11 protein-coding genes are annotated in these 17,016 nt (G+C 77.1%); 5 read left to right on the top strand and 6 right to left on the bottom strand.

The genetic code is table 11. From position 1 onward, the window contains the following. The first annotated feature begins 103 nt into the window (after positions 1-103). Together ACGF15_RS07285 and ACGF15_RS07280 are read left to right on the top strand one after the other, a co-directional pair. Positions 104-1,120 (top strand): MASE1 domain-containing protein, encoded by a 1,017-nt coding sequence (locus ACGF15_RS07285; RefSeq protein WP_345615267.1) that lies wholly within the window; start codon positions 104-106, stop codon positions 1,118-1,120. A gap of 500 nt (positions 1,121-1,620) precedes the next feature. Continuing rightward, positions 1,621-3,153: a SulP family inorganic anion transporter gene (locus ACGF15_RS07280; protein WP_345615266.1), complete on the top strand. Its 1,533-nt coding sequence runs from the start codon at positions 1,621-1,623 to the stop codon at positions 3,151-3,153. 33 nt (positions 3,154-3,186) lie between these two features. On the opposite strand, the gene ACGF15_RS07275 is transcribed toward ACGF15_RS07280, so the two are convergent. Then, positions 3,187-3,747 carry a hypothetical protein gene (locus ACGF15_RS07275; protein WP_345615265.1) on the bottom strand — a complete coding sequence of 187 codons (561 nt, stop codon included), beginning with the start codon at positions 3,745-3,747 and terminating at the stop codon, positions 3,187-3,189. A 168-nt stretch (positions 3,748-3,915) separates the two neighbouring features. On the opposite strand from ACGF15_RS07275, the gene ACGF15_RS07270 reads away from it, so the two are divergent. After that, a complete protein-coding gene (locus ACGF15_RS07270) occupies positions 3,916-4,191 on the top strand; it encodes a hypothetical protein (protein ID WP_345615264.1) in 276 nt (91 codons plus the stop codon). A gap of 72 nt (positions 4,192-4,263) precedes the next feature. Here ACGF15_RS07270 and ACGF15_RS07265 read toward each other — a convergent pair whose 3' ends face one another. The 5 genes from ACGF15_RS07265 to ACGF15_RS07245 all read right to left on the bottom strand — a co-directional run bounded on the left by ACGF15_RS07265 (position 4,264) and on the right by ACGF15_RS07245 (position 13,262). After that, the gene (locus tag ACGF15_RS07265; protein ID WP_345615263.1) at positions 4,264-4,758 is read right to left on the bottom strand and encodes a peptidylprolyl isomerase; all 495 of its coding nucleotides are present in this window, start codon (positions 4,756-4,758) and stop codon (positions 4,264-4,266) included. 137 nt (positions 4,759-4,895) lie between these two features. Beyond that, positions 4,896-9,401 (bottom strand): AAA family ATPase, encoded by a 4,506-nt coding sequence (locus tag ACGF15_RS07260; protein WP_392797127.1) that lies wholly within the window; start codon positions 9,399-9,401, stop codon positions 4,896-4,898. Further along, on the bottom strand, positions 9,398-10,528 hold the full coding sequence (locus ACGF15_RS07255) for an effector-associated domain EAD1-containing protein (RefSeq protein ID WP_345615261.1): 1,131 nt from the start codon (positions 10,526-10,528) through the stop codon (positions 9,398-9,400). The genes ACGF15_RS07260 and ACGF15_RS07255 overlap by 4 nt, the downstream gene beginning before the upstream one ends. A 4-nt stretch (positions 10,529-10,532) precedes the next feature. Beyond that, a complete protein-coding gene (locus tag ACGF15_RS07250) occupies positions 10,533-11,621 on the bottom strand; it encodes a trypsin-like peptidase domain-containing protein (RefSeq protein ID WP_392797126.1) in 1,089 nt (362 codons plus the stop codon). A gap of 228 nt (positions 11,622-11,849) precedes the next feature. Beyond that, positions 11,850-13,262, bottom strand: coding sequence for an MFS transporter (locus tag ACGF15_RS07245; protein ID WP_392797125.1), 1,413 nt, complete (start codon positions 13,260-13,262; stop codon positions 11,850-11,852). Between the two features lie 309 nt (positions 13,263-13,571). On the opposite strand from ACGF15_RS07245, the gene ACGF15_RS07240 reads away from it, so the two are divergent. Next, positions 13,572-14,399 (top strand): hypothetical protein, encoded by an 828-nt coding sequence (locus ACGF15_RS07240; protein ID WP_392797124.1) that lies wholly within the window; start codon positions 13,572-13,574, stop codon positions 14,397-14,399. A 126-nt stretch (positions 14,400-14,525) separates the two neighbouring features. Beyond that, positions 14,526-16,631, top strand: a complete 2,106-nt coding sequence (locus ACGF15_RS07235) for a SpoIIE family protein phosphatase (protein ID WP_345615257.1) — start codon at positions 14,526-14,528, stop codon at positions 16,629-16,631. Positions 16,632-17,016 lie beyond the last annotated feature (385 nt).

The raw sequence follows: 17,016 nt of genomic DNA, 5'->3' as shown, positions 1-17,016 counted from the left end.
CTCCCCGAACCCGGGCGGGCGGGTGGCACCGGGGGAGGAGCGGATCGGGTCGGCAGCGCGTGTCACACCGCCTGGCGGCCTCCGGCGTTGTGTGATGACAGGCGTGATCCGCAGCGAGCAACTGAGACGTCCGGCCGCAGAGGTGCTGCGGATCCTCGCGGTCGCCGCCGCCTACTGGGCGGGCGGCCGGATCGGCCTGCTGGAGCAGGTGGTCGTGGAAGGCGCCGTCGTCTCCCCGCTGTGGCCGCCGACGGGCATCGCCCTGAGCTGCCTGCTGTGGCTGGGGATGCGCGCCTGGCCCGGCATCGCGCTGGGCGCCCTCGCCGTGATCGCGACGATCTCCACCGTGGGCCTCTCCAGTCTGGGCATCCTGGTCGGGAACACCCTGGCCCCGATCGCGGCCTACCTGCTCCTGCGGCGCGTCGGGTTCCGGCCCGAGCTGGACCGGCTCCGCGACGGGGTGGCCCTCGTCTTCGCCGGCGCCCTCGGCGGGATGCTGATCAGCGCCACCTTCGGTGCGGGGACGCTGGTGCTCAGCGGAGCGCTGTCCGGCGCAGAGTTCTGGCCGATCTGGGCGGCGTGGTGGGCGGGCGACGCGATGGGGGTGCTCGTGGTCACCCCGCTGCTGCTGGTCCTGCGCCGGGCGCGGCTGCCGCGGGACCCGAGGCCCTGGTGGTGGTCCGAGGCGGCGGCCCTGTGCGCCGCCTCGGTGGTCGTGTGCTGGGTGGCCACCCGCACGGTGTCCTCGCTGCTCTTCCTGATGTTCCCGGTGCTGATCTGGGCGGCGCTCCGCTTCCAGCTGCCCGGCTCCGCCCCCTGCATGCTGCTGGTGTCCGTGTTCGCGATCAGCGCCGCCACCACGGGCACGGGCCCCTTCGAGGACCGCTCGCTGCTGGAGGTGATGGTGGTCCTCCAGGTCCTCAACGGCGCGGCGGCGCTCAGCGCCCTGCTGCTGGCCGCGATCGTCACCGAACAGCAGAACGTGCGCCGGCGGATCGAGGAGGCGTGCGTGGCGCTCGCGGAGGTGGTCGACCAGCTCGCGCCGGGCGAGGCGGCGCACCTGTGGCCGTACGCCGGTCCCGCCCGCGGTGAGGAGGGCCGGGCCGCGCAGGACGACTGACCGGCCGGAGGCCGCCGTGGCGCCCCGTCCGGCGCGGGCCCGTGCCCCCGCGGGCGCGCCGGACCGCGCTCCGGCCGCCTCCGGGACCTGGAGGCCGCGCACCGCACGCCCCCCGGCCGCGTGCGCGATGCGGGCGGTCCTCCCGCGCGCCGGTGCCGCGCGCCGCACCGGAGGGGGACGCGCCCCGCCAGGCGTTCGAATTTCCCGGGAATACCCCGCGGTAATCAACCGGTGAAATCCATGGCGCATTTTGATTCCCCAAAGGAAGGGTAATGCTAGGGTCAAATATGCATCGGCGTCGTCGGTGCCGGTTGCTTCGACTCGCCTTTCTGTTCGCATAGTTCGCACTGTTCCTGCTGGTCGAAGGAGTCGAGGGAATTGCGCGACATGCATTTCGGTCAGAGTTCCGAAGTCTTTTCGGCTGCTTCGGCGCCGTGTCTGCCATGCCGAGCAGCAGAACCGCCCCCCACATCGGCCGCACAGCGAGGAATTCCGTCTCGATGCCCTTCCTGCCTTCCCCGCCCCCCTTCCCGGCCGACCGGCGGACCGCGGTGCGGGACGTCCTCGCGTCCCTCGTGGTCTTCCTCGTCGCCCTCCCCCTCTGCGTCGGAGTCGCCCTGGCCTCCGGCGTCCCCGCCGAACTCGGGCTCGTCACGGGCATCGTGGGCGGCCTCGTCGTCGGGTTGATGCCCGGCAGCTCGCTCCAGGTCAGCGGACCCGCCGCCGGGCTCACGGTCCTCGTCTACCAGGCCGTGGACGACTTCGGGCTCGCGACCCTCGGCGCCATCGTGCTGGCCGCCGGGCTCCTGCAGGTCGTCCTCGGACTGCTGCGCGTCGGACGCTGGTTCCGTGCCATCTCGGTGGCCGTGGTCCAGGGCATGCTCGCGGGTATCGGGCTGGTGATCGTCCTCGGCCAGCTCTACGCGCTCGCCGACGCCCCCCAGCCCTCGGGCAGCATCGGGAAGATCGCCGGGCTGCCCCGGCTGGCCGTCACCGTCGTCACGGACCCGGGCGCGGCGACCGCCTTCCTCGTCGGCGCCGGCACCGTGGTGCTCCTGCTGCTCTGGCCCCGCCTCCCGGCCCGCCTCCGGCTCCTGCCGGGCCCGCTCGCGGCGGTCGCGCTCGCCACGGCGGCCGCCGTGCTCCTCGACCTCCCGGTGGCGAGAGTCGAGGTGCAGGGCCTGCTCGCCGCCGTCGACCCGCCCGGCCCGGCCGCCCTCGGCCGCCTCGCCGACCTCGCGGTGATCGGCACCGTCCTCGCCTTCACGGTGATCGCCTCCGCGGAGAGCCTGTTCAGTGCCGCCGCGGTGGACCGGATGCACAACGGCCCGCGCACGCAGTACAACAAGGAACTCGTCGCCCAGGGCACCGGCAACCTGCTCTGCGGGGCGCTCGGGGCACTGCCGATGACCGCGGTCATCGTGCGCAGCTCGGCCAATGTGCAGGCCGGTGCCAGGACCCGGCTCTCCCGGGTGCTGCACGGGCTGTGGCTCCTGCTCTTCGCCGCGCTGCTGCCGCAGGTGATCGGCGTCATCCCGCTGGCCGCCCTGGCGGGGGTGTTGGTCCACGCGGGCTGCAAGCTCATGCCGGTGAAGGAACTGGCGCCGCTGCTGCGCCACCAGCGGGGCGAGGCCGCCGTACTGGTGGCCACCGCGGTCGCCGTGGTCGTGACCGACCTCTTCCAGGGCGTCGTCGCCGGTCTGCTGCTCGCGGTCGTCAAGACGGCCTGGGAGACCTCCCACATCACCATCGAGGTGCGCGAACTCACCGGCGGCAGGCGGGTGGTGTCCCTCGGAGGCCATGCGACCTTCCTCCGGCTGCCGTCGATCATGGAGCGCCTGGAGGAGCTGTCCCGGGAGCGCGAGGTGGAGCTGGACCTCTCGGGACTGCGCCATCTCGACCACGCCTGCCGCATCTCCCTGGAGAACTGGGTGGTCTGGCACAACGGCGCGGCGCCCCGGGCCGTGACCGTCCGCCCCCCGGCCACCGACCGTCTCGGCGGCCGGACCGGCGGGGGCGGGGCCGGCGGCTGAGCCCGCGGCCCGCCGAAGCGGGCCGACGCGCCGTCAGCCGGCCGCGGAGAGACGGTCGGGGACCTGGACCAGCAGCAGCCGGCCGTCCGCCCGCACATTGCACTCCGCAATCGTGCGCTCCGCGGTGGAGACCAGGCCGTCCCTGGTCTCCAGACGGAGCGTCACCCTCAGCTCCCCCAGACCGCTGCGCGGCCCGTCGGTCTCCTGGAACTGCCGGTACAGGGTGTTGGGCCAGCGGCCGGGGTCGGTGTCCTGCCAGAGCATCGGGCCGCCCGCGCCGTAGCGGCAGTGCTGGCCCCCGTGCGGCTCCTGGAGCAGGGAGTGGCTCATGGGCAGCGCTCCGAGCAGCGGTATCAGCCGGGTTCTCAGACGGTCGTTCTCGACGAGGCGGTGCTGCTGCCACCGCCGCCCCGCCGGCACCGTCATCCGCACGGTGGCCAGGACGAACGGGAGACCGTCGAAGGAGGTCTCCGGATGGTCCTCGCGCCACCGGGGCCAGCCGCCCCCCTCGGACGCGCCGCGCCCCCGGGGGCCGGCGGCCCGGGCCGGGCGCCCGCCCCCGCGCACGCGCCCGAGGGCCTGATCGTCTTTCACCGGAGAATTATGGCCCATGCGCGGTGCGGCCGGACACGGACTCGGCCACCCCCCGCCCGCCGGACGGCGGCGCCGCGGGGCAGGTCCCCGGTGCGGCCCGGGCGGTGCGTGGAAGTCCTGCGGACGGGTACCCGTGGCTCCGTGCCCGACGGCGAAGGGAGGAGCACCATGACCGGGCAGTCGAAGGACATCCGCCCGGAGGGGTTCGAAGACGGAGGCGGCGGTCCCCTGCCGCGGGACCTGCCCGACCGGCAGGCCGGGGCCGAGGACCCCTGGGAGCCGGAGCGGGCCGGTCCCGGCACGGGCGCGCCCCGGGCCGGGGAGGGCCCCGGCGGCGGTGACGACCCGGACGCCGGCGAGGCAGGTGCCGGGCCCCGCTCCGCCGCGCAGCGGCCGGAGGGCGGCGTCGAGGACGCACCCGAGCCGGAGGAGCCGACGGACTAGCGGGACGCCGCCCGCCGGCCCACGCGCCGCGGGCCCGGCAGTCCTGCCGGGCCCGCGTGCGGTGCGACGGGGTCAGCCCTCGACGACGCCGGACTTGGCGATGGTGACCTTGGCGCCGAGGCGACCGCTGTCGGAGCCCAGGGCCTCGATCTTCCTGACCAGGTCCATGCCCTCGACGACCTCGCCGAAGACGACGTGCTTGCCGTCCAGCCAGCCGGTCACGATGGTGGTGATGAAGAACTGCGACCCGTTGGTGTTCGGGCCGGCGTTGGCCATCGACAGCAGGCCGGGCTTGGTGTGCTTGAGCTCGAAGTTCTCGTCGGCGAACTTCTCGCCGTAGATGCTGCGGCCGCCGGTGCCGTTGCCCGCGGTGAAGTCGCCGCCCTGCAGCATGAAGTTGGGGATGACCCGGTGGAACGAGGAGCCCTCGTAGCCGAAGCCGTGCTGGCCCGTGGCGAGCTCGCGGAAGTTCTGCGCGGTCTTCGGGACCACGTCGTCGAACAGGGCGAAGACGATCCGGCCCGCGGGCTCGTCGTTGATGGTGATGTCGAAGTACACATTGCTCATACCTGCATCCTGGCATCCGGGGCGGCCTCTTCGCACATCAGGCCCCATCGGCGCGGTGCGGGCCACCCCGTCGCCGCATCGCGGGGGCGTCCCGCGGCCCCGGGCGGGGCGGCACCGCGGGGCCGCCGGAGCGCCGTTCACCCTCCGGGGGGCCGCGCCGCCGGGGCGGCCGCGGCCACGAGCACCAGTTCGGTCACGGGCGGCGCGCCCTCGCGCTCCACCACGACGCGGTACAGGCCGGAGGACGGCAGCACCACCGACCCCTCCAGGCCGCCCTCCGTGCCGCGCAGCCGCGGGGTGACCGCGGTCCGCCCCGTCACCGCGTCCTGCACCGCGCACCGGATCCCGCCCAGCGCCGCGGGCCCGGTGACCCGGAGCGTCCAGGGCCGGCCGGGAGCGACGCGTTCGGGCACCCGCAGCCCGACGGCCGTCCCGGTGCCCGGCAGGCCGATCGCCGCCAGCACCCCGTCGGTGCGGGAGGCCCCCGGCGGTGCGACATCCCGCGACGTCGCCACCACCCCTCCCACCTCGGCCGGGTCGACCGGGAAGCCGGGGGCCTCGGTGAGCACCCGGGCCACGTAGCGCAGCGCCACCGGGTGTGTGTGCAGCGCACCGTGACGGGCCGTCACATAGCACTGCTCCACGGGGGAGCCGTCCGGAGCGGCGGCGTCCCGGGGCACCAGCCCGTCCCCGCCGCGGTCCCAGCGCGCCGCCGTCCCCCGCGGATCCCGCGTCACGGAACCGTCCGACCGGGTCCGCAGGATGTCCTCCCGGGCCAGTATCCGGCCCGCGGCGAGCAGCAGGCTCTGCACCGTCGGCTGGCCCGTGCCCGCCACGCCCCGGTGGCCGGGGCGCCGCACACCCGCCGCCGCGGCACGCGGGGCCAGGGCCGCCGCCGCCAGGTCCGCGTCGGCGCCCGCGGCCGCCAGATCGGCCGCGGTCAGCGCGGTGAGGCGTCCGTCCCGTTCCACACACGGCGTCCTCGGCAGCAGGTCGTACAGCCCGGGCATGGTCAGCGCCGCGGCGTGGAACCGCTCGTGTCCGGGCGGCCCCTCGCCCCGGTCGCCGAGGAAGGCCGCCACGGCCGGGGCGCCGTCGAACGGCGTCCCCAGGGTGACCAGCACCCGGGTGTCCCGAGCCAGGTCCGGATCGGCCTCCAGGGCGGCCCGGGCCACCAGCCCGCCCTGGGAGTGCGCGACGAGCACCAGGCGGGGCGGGCGCCTCCCCCCGGGCCCGGTCCCCGGCGCGCGCAGCGCCGCCGCCCGGGCCCGCCACCGCCGCAAGTGGCGCCGCGCGGCCTCGGCGAGCAGGCGGCCGGAGCGCTCGACCGCGAGACGCCAGTCGTAGGGGAACTCCAGCACGGCCTCGGGGTGGACCACCCGCTCGCGGACGGCGCCCAGCAGCGGGCCGTAGGGCTCGCACCCGCCGAAGCGGGGCGCCCAGACGGGGGAGTCGACCAGCCCCGCCGCCACCGTGCGGGACGCCCCCGCACGCTCCTCGTCGGCGACCCGCAGCGCCTCGGCGGCCGCCCCGCCGTACCAGTCGCGCACCAGCCCGGAGGGCTGCCCGCCCCACAGGAGGCGGCCGGTCTCCCGCTCGCGGAGCACACTGCCCCCCAGGCCCGGCACGACCACCACGGCGTCCCAGGTGACGGAGGGCCCCGAGCGGCGGGGGGAGGGCAGCTGCGAGGCCAGGTCCGCCTCGTGCCGGTACGCGCCCACCAGGGCGTCATTCCAGGCGTCGCGCCGGGCGTCGCCCGCGCCCAGAATGGCCGAGACACGTATGCCCTGCTCCAGCGAGTTGCCGCTCCCCAGCCAGCGCCGGCCCTCCCCGGCGTCCTCCCCGGGAGCGCCGGCCGGCTCCGGCCCGCCACCGGGTGCCCCGTCCGGCTCCCGGCCGCGGTCCGCGTCCTCGCCGGGGCCGCCCGGGCCGCCGCCGGGGGAGCCGGGCACGTCGTGCGCGGTCAGCCGCAGGGACAGCTGCCGTCCCATGGGGCCCTCGAAGTCCACCCCGAGCACCCGCACCGCGAGGGCCACCAGCCGCGGCAGCCGGTCGCCGAGCTCGGCCGCCAGGTCCCGCAGCAGCGAGGGATGGCGCTCCAGGGCGCGGTCGCCCGCCGCGGCCACGCCGGCCACCAGCTCCCCGCGCACCTCCTCCGCGGCCGGGGAGCCGTCGGTGCCGCCGCGCCGGTGGAGCCGCAGCGAGGCCGTGAGCGCCCGGAGCCCCAGCACCCGGTCGCCCTGCTGCTCCGCCGCCCGCCGCACCCGCCGCAGCAGTGCGTGCGCCGCCCGGAAGTCGCCGAGGTCCTCCTCGGCACGCGCCCCGAGCAGGGCGATCTCCCCGGTGAGGGCCGGGTCCCGGGCCGCCGCCGCGTCGAGGGCGGCCCCCACCGAGGCCCGGACCTCCCGGGCCCGGCCCAGCGCGGCCAGCGCCCGCAGCCGCAGTACCACCAGCTCCGGATGGTGCCCGATCCTCCCGGGCCGCTCCGACACCAGCGCCAGGGCCTGCTCGGGGCGCCCGTCGCCGAGCAGCGCCTGGGCCTCCCGGGCAGCCTGACGCGCCCAGGTCACCTCGTCGGCCCGCTCCCGCAGGGCCGCCGAGACGGTGATGCCGAGCCGGTCGGACAGGTAGACCCTCGACCGCTCCGGCAGCTCGTCGAGGGCCGAGTCCAGCAGCGGCCCCGCCTCGTCCAGCCACCGGCCGTCCAGGACCCCGGCCTCCTGCTCCAGCGCGAGGCGGTGGTAGAGCTCCTCCGCCCGCAGCTCCACCGCGCGGTCCGGTCGGCGCTCCTGCGCGGCCGCGTAGTACTCCACCGCAAGCCGGTCGATCTCCCGCACCTGCGCGGCCGAGTCCCGGCGCAGCAGGGGCAGCATGGCGCCGCGCACGTCGTGGCGCTGCACCACGGCGCCGCCGTCCGGCGCCGGTTCCACCAGCGAGGCCTCGGCCTTCAGCGCCGCGAACAGGTCCTCGGCCCGTCCCCAGTCCACCGGCCCCAGGCCGCAGGGCCCGGCCAGCACCTTGCGGATGACCTCCGGGGTGACCCGGCGGACCGCGAGGCCGGGGTTGGCGATGCGCCGCAGGTCCTCGCCGTCGAGGTGGTCGAGGATCCGCCGGTAGAGCATGCCCTGCAGCTGCTCCGCCCCGGTGGCCTCGGGCAGCTCCCGCCGCGCCCCGGCGTCCGTCAGCCCCTCGGGTCCGAGGCGCCGGACGAGCTCGGCGGTCAGCTTCAGGCTCAGCGGATTGGTGCCGTACAGCGTCACCACGGAGGACAGGAAGGCCTCGTCCACCGGCCCCGCGGCGGAGCCGATGTGCCCGCGCAGGAAGCCCAGGGCCAACGCGGGCTCGAAGCCGCTCAGCGTCAGGCGCCGGGTCCGCCGCGAGGCGTCGTCGAGCGGCGCGCGACCCGCCAGCACGACGCGGACCCGCGGGCAGGCGTCCTGGAGGGCGTCGAGGAAGTGCGTCAGGCGCGCCATCGCCGTCGCCCCCTGCCGCTGGGCGATCTCCAGCGTGTCCAGGACCAGCAGCACCGAGCCGGGCCCCTGCGGTTCCGGCGGTGCCGCGGCGGCCACCAGCCGTGCGAACCGCTCCACCAGCCGGCGCTCGTCGCGGTCGTGGCCCCCGCGCCGCCCCGGCAGCGTCCGCGCGCTCTCGTCCTCGGCCGTCCGGTCGGCGAGCAGGGTGCGGTGGGCGAGGGCGGCGACGGCCCGCGCCTCGGCGGCGAGGGCGGGACGCAGCACGCCCAGTTGGCGCGCCGCCTCGGCGAGCAGGGTCAGCGGCTGCTGCGGGAGCAGGTCGGGGCGGTCGAACGACAGATAGGCGAACGGGAGCCGTACCGTCGGCCCCGGCCCGACGTGGTCGAGCACGAAGCGCGCGACCAGGCTCGACTTCCCGATGCCGCCGGGGCCGTGGACCATCAGGCGCGAGGGCCGGCCGGTGCCCGGGCCCCCGGCCGCCCCCGCCGCGGGGACGCGCAGGTGCGCGGCCAGGGCCTGGAGTTCGCGGCGCCTGCCGACGAAGCCCTCGCCGGCCAGCGCCGAGAGCGGCTGGAGCAGGCGGGCGGCCTCGATCCGCGCGCGCACCTCGCCGGTGTCCGGCAGCGCCCGCCCGTGCAGCGCCAGCGCCTCCCGGGCGTGCGGCGCCCCGGAGAACCAGCCGGTCACGGTCAGCGCCGCATGGAGCTCCGCCAGGCCGTCACCGCCCCCGTCCGGCAGCTCGCCCGCCAGCAGCCGCCCGGCCCAGGCCCGCGCGGGGTCGGCGGGGTCCCCGGGGGCCCGGTGCAGCGCCTCGCGCATCCGCCGGGGCGTCCTCAGCCGCTCCAGCGCGGCCGCGCGCACCTCGGCGCGCAGCCGCAGGCGCCGGCCGGCACGGGTGCTGACCCGCTCGCAGTCGTGGTGGAGCACCGCGCGGCGTGCGCCGAGGAGTTCGGCCGGTTCCCCGGCCGCGGCGCCGGGGGCGACACGCTCCGGCGTCGACTCGTCGAAGGAGCCGAGCAGGCACAGGGCCTCCCGCAGCGACCAGCGGGCCGGGGTGGGGGCCTCCTTCCCGTCCGCGCCGTCCGCGCCGCGGGCCGTCCGCTGCGTGCTGCCGGGGCCGCCGAGCAGGGCCCGGACGTCGGCCGCCGTCAGCGTGCGGGGCTCACTCACGGCGATCCCCCTTCGCGGGCCGGGGCGGGCAGCTGGGACAGCAGCAGCCGGGCGTGCGCCGCCGCGGCCCGCGACACGCGCCCGACGGGCAGGGCGCCCCCGCGGTCCCCGTCCCCCACGGACTCCTCTTCCCCCATGGACTCCTCCAGAACCCGCTCCACGAACAGGTCGACCGCCTCGCCGTCCGGCCGGTACCCCCGGGAGGCGGCGACGCGGTCGAAGAAGTCGCGCAGGTCGTCCACCCCCGGGTGCCCCAGCTGCTCGTACAGTACGGACTGCGCCAGCTGCGCCGGCAGTTCCCGTTCGTAGCCGATCAGCACCACGCGCATCCGCCCGCCCGCCTCCCGCCGCTCCGCGGCCAGGGCCAGGCCCTCGATCATCCGCAGGGCCGAGGGGGTCAGGTAGTGGGCGTCCAGTCCGTCGAAGACGAACCAGGGCTCGTCGGAGCTGCCGCGGATGCGGCCCTTGAACCTGCTGAGCAGGTTCCGGGCACTGGTGTCCTCCGTCTCGTGCGGATCGACCGCGGCCCGCTCCCAGCCCAGCTGGTCGGTGATCTCGCCCATCACGTCGGCGGGCCCGGCCGGCGTGCCCTCCCAGGCGTCCAGGTCGATCAGATAGGAGCTGCCCCGGCCCAGCTCCCCCAGCACGTGCACGATCAGGTCCCAGGTCCAGGACTTCCCGGTGAACCGGTCGCCGCTGACCACCAGGACCCTGCTGCCGTTGTCGTGGAGCAGTTCGCGCAGGTGCCCCCGCAGCGCGTTGCGGTCGAGGAAGGCCTTGGGCACGGTGCGGTCGATGAACCGGACCTGGCACGGGTCCGCGCCGCCCGCGGGCGGTTCGCGGCGCAGCAGCTCCCCGAGCAGGGCGTGGTGGACGCGGCTGGCCGGGTCCTCGACGACCCGCAGCAGCAGCCCCCGCAGCAGCCCCTCGGCGGCCGCCGCCTCCAGCACGTCCGGCCAGAGGTCGTCGGCGGGGCGGTCCCAGTGGAACCGGGCGAGCCGCATCCCGCCCTCCTGGACCAGCCGCTTGATCGGACCCGTCTCCGGGAAGAGGTCCGTCAGCGCCTTCAGCAGGGCCACGGTGTCCGCGTCCCAGCGCGCGAAGGCGCGTGCGTCGAGGTTCAGCACGGTCTCACGTCCACCCGGCCCGCTCCAGCCCGGCCGCGATCCGGTCGGTGCGCACCCCCTGGTTGACGTACTCCGGCGGGGCTCCCTGCGGGCTGACGCGCACCCAGCGCTGGTGCAGCGCCACGGGCCGCCAGTGCCGGTCGAAGACGGGGGAGCCGGACGAGCCGTGGTCGGTGTCGGTCCAGTAGCGCACCACGGAGTCGTCCGCGTACCGGACCACGTTGTGGTGCGCGGCGAGCTTCTTCACCCCGCCGTGCGGGTGCTGCACGATGTAGACGCGGTCCCCGCGCGCCACCGGGACGGCCCGCGGGAGTTCCACCACCGCCGCGTCCTTCGGCACCGGCTCCGCCGTCCGCACCGCCACCCAGTCCTCCTCCGCGTCGCCGGCGACCGGGTCGGTCAGGCAGCGGACGGGGACATGGGCGCGGACACGTCCCTCCGCGTCGTTCTCGTAGCCGAACCACGCCTCCGCCGCGACGGCCCGCCCGCCCCCGCGGCCCGGCGCGTCGAAGAGCACGTGATGGCTGGTCAGAAGGGTGTCCTCGGCGATCAGAAAGGCCGTCCCGTGGTAGGTGGCGCCGTCCGCGAAGGAGACCAGCAGGCGGGCCACGGACGAGGCGACCTCCACCCCGCGCCGCAGGAAGGACACGTCCAGGTAGGAGGCGGTGCGCAGGATCTGACGCTCGGCGGCGTCCGGGGCCTGCGCCGTCAGGGCCCCCGGATCCTGTGCGGGCGGGGCGGCCTCCACGACCGGCCGGGGCCGCAGCAGTTCGCCCACGCGCCGGGCCAGGGCCGCGTCCGGGCCCGCGGTGACACGCTCCAGCAGCGTCCGGAGGCGGTCCTGCCTGCGGGCGGTCTCGATCAGCTCGTGCCACACCGCGTCCATGGGGCGGCCCCAGTGGATGGAGGCCGGCCGGATCCCGGCCTCCTGGGCGAGGGCGAGGACCGGCTCCTCGCGGAAGTGGACGGAGGCCAGCAGGTCCCTCAGCTCGCGGGAGGCGGGGTGCCGCCAGTCGAAGGGGAACCGGTCCACGAAGTGGACCGCATCGTCCTCCGCCTCGGCTGCCCCCGCCGCCGTGCCCTCCCGGCGCATCACGCCACCCCCCGCTCGCACGCGAACAGGACCGCGCGCCCGGCCCCGTGCGCAGGATCATCCCAGCCACCCGCCCCCGGAGGACGGGAATCGGCCAGAGCCGGCCCCGGCCGCGCCGCGGCCGGGAAGGCGTCCCGCCCGGCGCGGGCCGGGACCGGGGCGCGGCGGCCGGAGGCGGAGCAGCCCCCGGGGCCGCTCCGCCCGGCCGCCCCCGGCCCCGGCCGGGGCTCAGGACGCCCGGCCCGTGCCGCCGGGCACCGCGGGGTCCGCGCCCCCGGCAGCCACCCGGTCCGCGCCGCCGGGCACCATGGCCCCGCCCTCGCCGCGGGGGCGTACCCCGAGCACCAGGGCCACGAGCAGGTACGGCACGACGAGCAGGGCGAACACCGGGCCGTGGTCGGCCTGGGAGGACAGTGCCGCATAGGCGCCGAAGACACCCAGGGTCGCGCCCTCCTTGCCCAGGCCCGCGAGCGAGGTGATCGTCGCGCGTCCGGGGCCGCTGACGGCCGCCTGGAGCCGGGCGTCGGCCACCACGTCCACCAGCTGGAACACCAGGAAGCCCGCCGCCACCCCCGCGAACCCGGCGGGACGGCCCCACAGCGCGCCCGCGGCCGTGGCCAGCGCGCCCGCGGCCAGCAGCGCCCCCAGGGCCCGCGGGCCCAGCCGCTGGGCCGGCCCCACCAGCAGGGCGCCGGCGGTCACCCCCGTCCACACCAGCAGGACCAGCAGCGGGACGGCCGCCGCCGGCGCGCCGGTCGCCGAGGCCAGCAGCGGGACGTACTCGTCCAGGGCCCCCCAGACCGCCGTCACCGCGACGACCAGCAGCAGGGCCCGGCGGACCCGGGGCGTCCCGCGCACCTCGGCGGCACCCGAGCGGAGCACGGCGGCGGCGGCCCGCAGTCCCATGGCGGGCGCCGCCGCGCCGGTGGTGCCGATACCGCCGCCCGGCCCCTCGCCGCCCGCGCCCCCCGGGCCCGCGGCACGGGCCGCTCCCGGCCCGTCCCCGGCGGGCGCCGGGGGCGGTGCACCGCCGGAGGGCTCCGCCCCGGCCCCCGGGGTCCGGTGCTCCGGCAGCGCGGCGCCCGCGACCGCGCACAGCAGACAGGCGGCGACGCTCGCCGCCGCCACCGCGGGCATGCCCCACAGGCCCGCCACCGGCGCGGCCGCGGCCGTCGCCGCTGCGGTGGCGACCATGCTCCAGGCGGAGGCGCGGCCCATGGCTCGGGCGTAGCGCGTACCGGCGCCCAGCCGGGACAGCTCCTCGAAGGCCAGCGCCTCGTAGGCGCCCGAGCGCAGCGCGCCGCTGACGCCCCACAGCACGAAACCGGCGGCGAAGGCGGCGTAGGAGGGCAGCAGCGCCCACAGGGCGAAGCCGGTGGCCGTCAGCAGCGGGCCCAGCACCAGCAGCAGACGGCGCGAGACCAGGTCCGCCCACACCCCGGAGGGGACCTCCACCAGCAGCGCGGTCAACGACCACAGGGCGAACAGCGAGGACATCTCGGCCGTGGACAGGCCGTGCTCGGCGAAGAGCAGTGCGTACAGCGGGTACAGGAGGACGAAGTCCTCCAGCCCCGCGTAGAGGGAGAGCCGCCGCTCCAGCCGGCGGACGGCGGCAGGCGGGCAGGACGAGAAGGCGAGCATGGACGAGGTCCTTCGTGACGACGGGCAGCGGACGCCGGGAACTCACCCGTGCGGCGGTCCGCGGGAGGCCGTCGAAGGACCAGGGGCCGTGGATCAATGTCGTCGTCGCATGGGGCCGATGCTACTGCGCCCGGGCCTGCGGTGACAGGGGCCCCTGCGTCCCACCCGCACGGTCCCCGGCGTTGGCGCATACGGGCGCGCCCGTATGCGCCCCTAGGAGTGAGCCGCCCGCGCAGGCGACCGACCGCCCGCACCTGCGGGTACGCATCGCCCGCACCCCTCTTCCACGACCGCGGAGGACACCGCCCCATGCCCGTCTGCCTCGCCGCCGCACGGCTGCTGGCCCCCACCGTGTGCGCCGCCCTGCTGCTCGCGGGCTGCGCCTCCTCCTCCTCCTCCTCCTCCGCGCCACCGCCCCGCCCTCTGGCCGGGCCGCCCGGCGCCCCCGCCTCCCCGGCCCCCGTCTCCCCGGCCCCCGTCTCCCCGGCCCCCGCCTCCCCGGCCCCGGTCTCCCCGGCCCCCGTCTCCCCGTCCCCCGCCCCGCGCGGTCTGCCCGGCGTCGGTCCCGAGACCGGCGCCGCCCTCACCGACGGCACCCTCCAGGCCCTGGTCGTCACCGGCGCGACCCGCGACACCCACACGGCCGAGGCCGTCCTCTACGAGCGCGCGCACGCCGACGCCCCCTGGACACGTGTGCTCGGCCCCTGGCCCGCGCACAACGCCCTGCGGGGCTGGACGCCCGACCACACCGAGGGCGATCTGCGCACCCCCATCGGGGTCTTCGGCCTCGGCGACGCGGGCGGCCTGCTGCCCGATCCCGGCACCCTGCTGCCCTACGACCAGGACGAGGACTTCGGCATCTCCGGCGAGGGGTTCCTCGGCGAGCCCCTGGAGGGCTCCTTCGACTACGTGGTCGCCATCGACTACAACCGCGTCCCCGGCACGACCCCGCTGGACGCGGAGCGGCCGCTGGGCGAGGAGCGGGGCGGCGGCGTGTGGATCCACGTCGACCACCAGGGCCCCACCCAGGCGTGCATCTCCCTGGCCCTGGACCACATGCGCGAGCTGCTGCGGGCCCTGGACCCGGCCGGGCTCCCGGTGATCGTCATGGGCCCCGAGGCCGACCTGCGCCGCTGACCCCCGCGCCCGCGACCCGCCGCGGACTGGTTGAGCCTCCCCGGGGCGGGGCGCATGCTGGGAAACGGGCCGCGACCGGCCCCGGGCGAGGGCGCTCCCGGCGGCGAAGGGCGAAAGATGGCTCCGATGGACGGACCGGGAAGCGGTCGCACCGGCGACCCGGCGGGCGGCGCCGCCGACGCCTCCGCGCTGCCCCGCTCGATCCTGGACCAGCTGCCCGTCCCCGTCTCCTACTTCGACCGGGGCTGCCGCCTGGTCACCGCCAACCCCGCCGCCCTGCGGGTGGTGGACCGGGAACTCGCCGACCTCGTGGGCCTGACCCCCGGCGAGATGGGCCCCGAGGTCGTCGGGGGCGCGGGGGAGGGGCTCCAGGCCGCCATGCTGCAGGTGATGGAGTCCGGCGAGACCCTCTCCTTCGAGACCTACCTGGGGCGCAACGGCGCCGGCGAGCGCGTGTGGGTCGCGGTGCTCTCCCCGGTCTCCGACGCCACAGGGCGCGTCCACGGCTGCTCGGTGGTGACCCTCGACACCACCGAGCAGTACCGCGCACGCCAGCGCCTGACCGCGCTCGACGAGGCGAGCGTCCGCATCGGCACCACCCTGGACGTCGGCCGGACGGCGGAGGAGCTGGCCGAGCTGGCCACCGAGAGCTTCGCCGACTTCGTCACCGTCGACCTGCTCGCGCCGGTCCTCGCGGGGGAGGAGCCGCGGCCCCCCGCCCCGGGCTCCGCCCTCGTCTTCCGCAGGGTCGCGCAGGAGTCCGTGCTGCCCGGCTGCCCCGAGGCCGTCGTCACCCTCGGTGAGCACCACGAGCACGACCGCAACTCCGTCCTCGGCCGCATCCTGCTCCAGGGCGAGGCGCGCCGCTGGGACCTCGGCGAGGAGGCGCTGCGCCTGTGGGAGCAGACCGAGCCCGAGCGCTACGCCAGCATGCTCACCCACGGCATCCACGCCACCGTGGCGGCCCCGCTGACCGCGAGGGGTGTCACCCTCGGCGTGGCGGTCTTCTCCCGGCACCGCAACCCCGACCCCTTCGACGACGACGACGTCCTGCTCGCCGGGGACCTGGCCGCGCGCTCCGCCGTGGCGGTCGACAACGCCCGGCGCTACACCCGGGAGCACGCCACCGCCCTCGCCCTCCAGCGCAGCCTGCTGCCCCGCCGGGCGGCCCGCCAGCAGGCCGTCGACGTCGCCTCCCGCTACCTGCCCAACACCACCGGTGCCGGAATCGGCGGCGACTGGTTCGACGTGATCCCGCTCTCCGGGGCCCGGGTCGCCCTGGTCGTCGGCGACGTGGTCGGCCACGGGGTCCAGGCGTCCGCGACCATGGGGCGGCTGCGGACCGCGGTGCGGACCCTGGCGGACGTCGACCTCGCGCCCGACGAGCTGCTGACCCAGCTCGACGACCTCGTCCTGAAGCTGGACCGCGAGGAGGCCGTGGACGCCGAGGGCTCCTCGGTCGCCGGCGCCACCTGCCTCTACGTGACCTACGACCCCGTCAGCGGGCACTGCGCCCTGGCCCGCGCCGGGCACCCCGAGCCCGTGCTGGTGCGGCCCGACGGCACGACCTCGCCCGTCGCGCTGCCGGGCGGGCCGCCGCTGGGCGTCGGCGGCCTGCCCTTCGAGTCGGTGGAGCTGGAGCTGCCCGAGCGCAGTCTGCTCGCCCTGTACACCGACGGTCTCCTCGAGGCGCCGGAACGGGAGCGGGAGACGGCGCTGGAGCTGCTGTGCGACACCCTCGCCCGGCCCTCGGGATCGCTCGACGACACCTGCGACGCCGTGGTCAAGGCGCTGCTGCCGGAGCGCCCGGACGACGACGTGGCCCTCCTCCTCGCCCGCACGAACCGGCTCGGGGGCGACCGCCACGCCTCCTGGGAGCTCGCCTCCGACCCCTCGGTGGTCTCCCGGGCCCGCCACCTGGCCGCCGCCAAACTGGAGGAATGGGGACTCGGGGACGCGGTGTTCACGACCGAACTCGTCGTCAGCGAACTGGTCACCAACGCCATCCGCTACGGCGGCTCGCCCATTCGGCTGCGGTTGATCCGCGACACCTCGCTGGTGTGCGAGGTGTCCGACGGCAGCAGCACCGCACCCCATCTGCGCAGGGCGAGGATCTACGACGAGGGCGGCCGCGGGCTGCTGCTCGTGGCCTCCCTGACCGAGTGCTGGGGAACCCGCTACGGCCCCACCGGCAAGACCATCTGGGCGGAGCAGACGCTCCCCGGAGCCTGACCCGCCGTACCGGGCCCCCGCCCGCGGTCCCGAGGCCCCCGGCGGGCCCGGACCCCGCCCGACGCCCGACGCCCGGCCCGCGCGCACGCCCCGGCCCGCGCGCACGCCCCGGCCGGGTGCACGCCGCGGCGCGGGCCCGGAAGCCCCCGGTGCGCGGCCGGGCGGGGGCAGGGCCCTGCTCCGGCTCCGCCGGGTTCACCCTCGTGGGCGTACCGGAGCGGACCGCCTCCGGTGCGCCGGGCGCACCGGAGGGCACCACCGGCGCGGGAGGCGCGGTCTCCGGCACGGGGGACGCCGCCGCCCGAGACGGGACGGCCGCCCGTGCGGGCGGCCCGGCGCCGCCTGCGGGCCCGACCGGGGAGCCGCGGCGGGCGGGGCGGCGGGC

Source organism: Streptomyces sp. NPDC048001, from assembly GCF_043203115.1.
Lineage (GTDB): Bacteria > Actinomycetota > Actinomycetes > Streptomycetales > Streptomycetaceae > Streptomyces > Streptomyces sanyensis.
The sequence above is the reverse complement of the archived record's forward strand: the minus strand, read 5'-3'. Positions and strand labels throughout refer to the sequence as shown.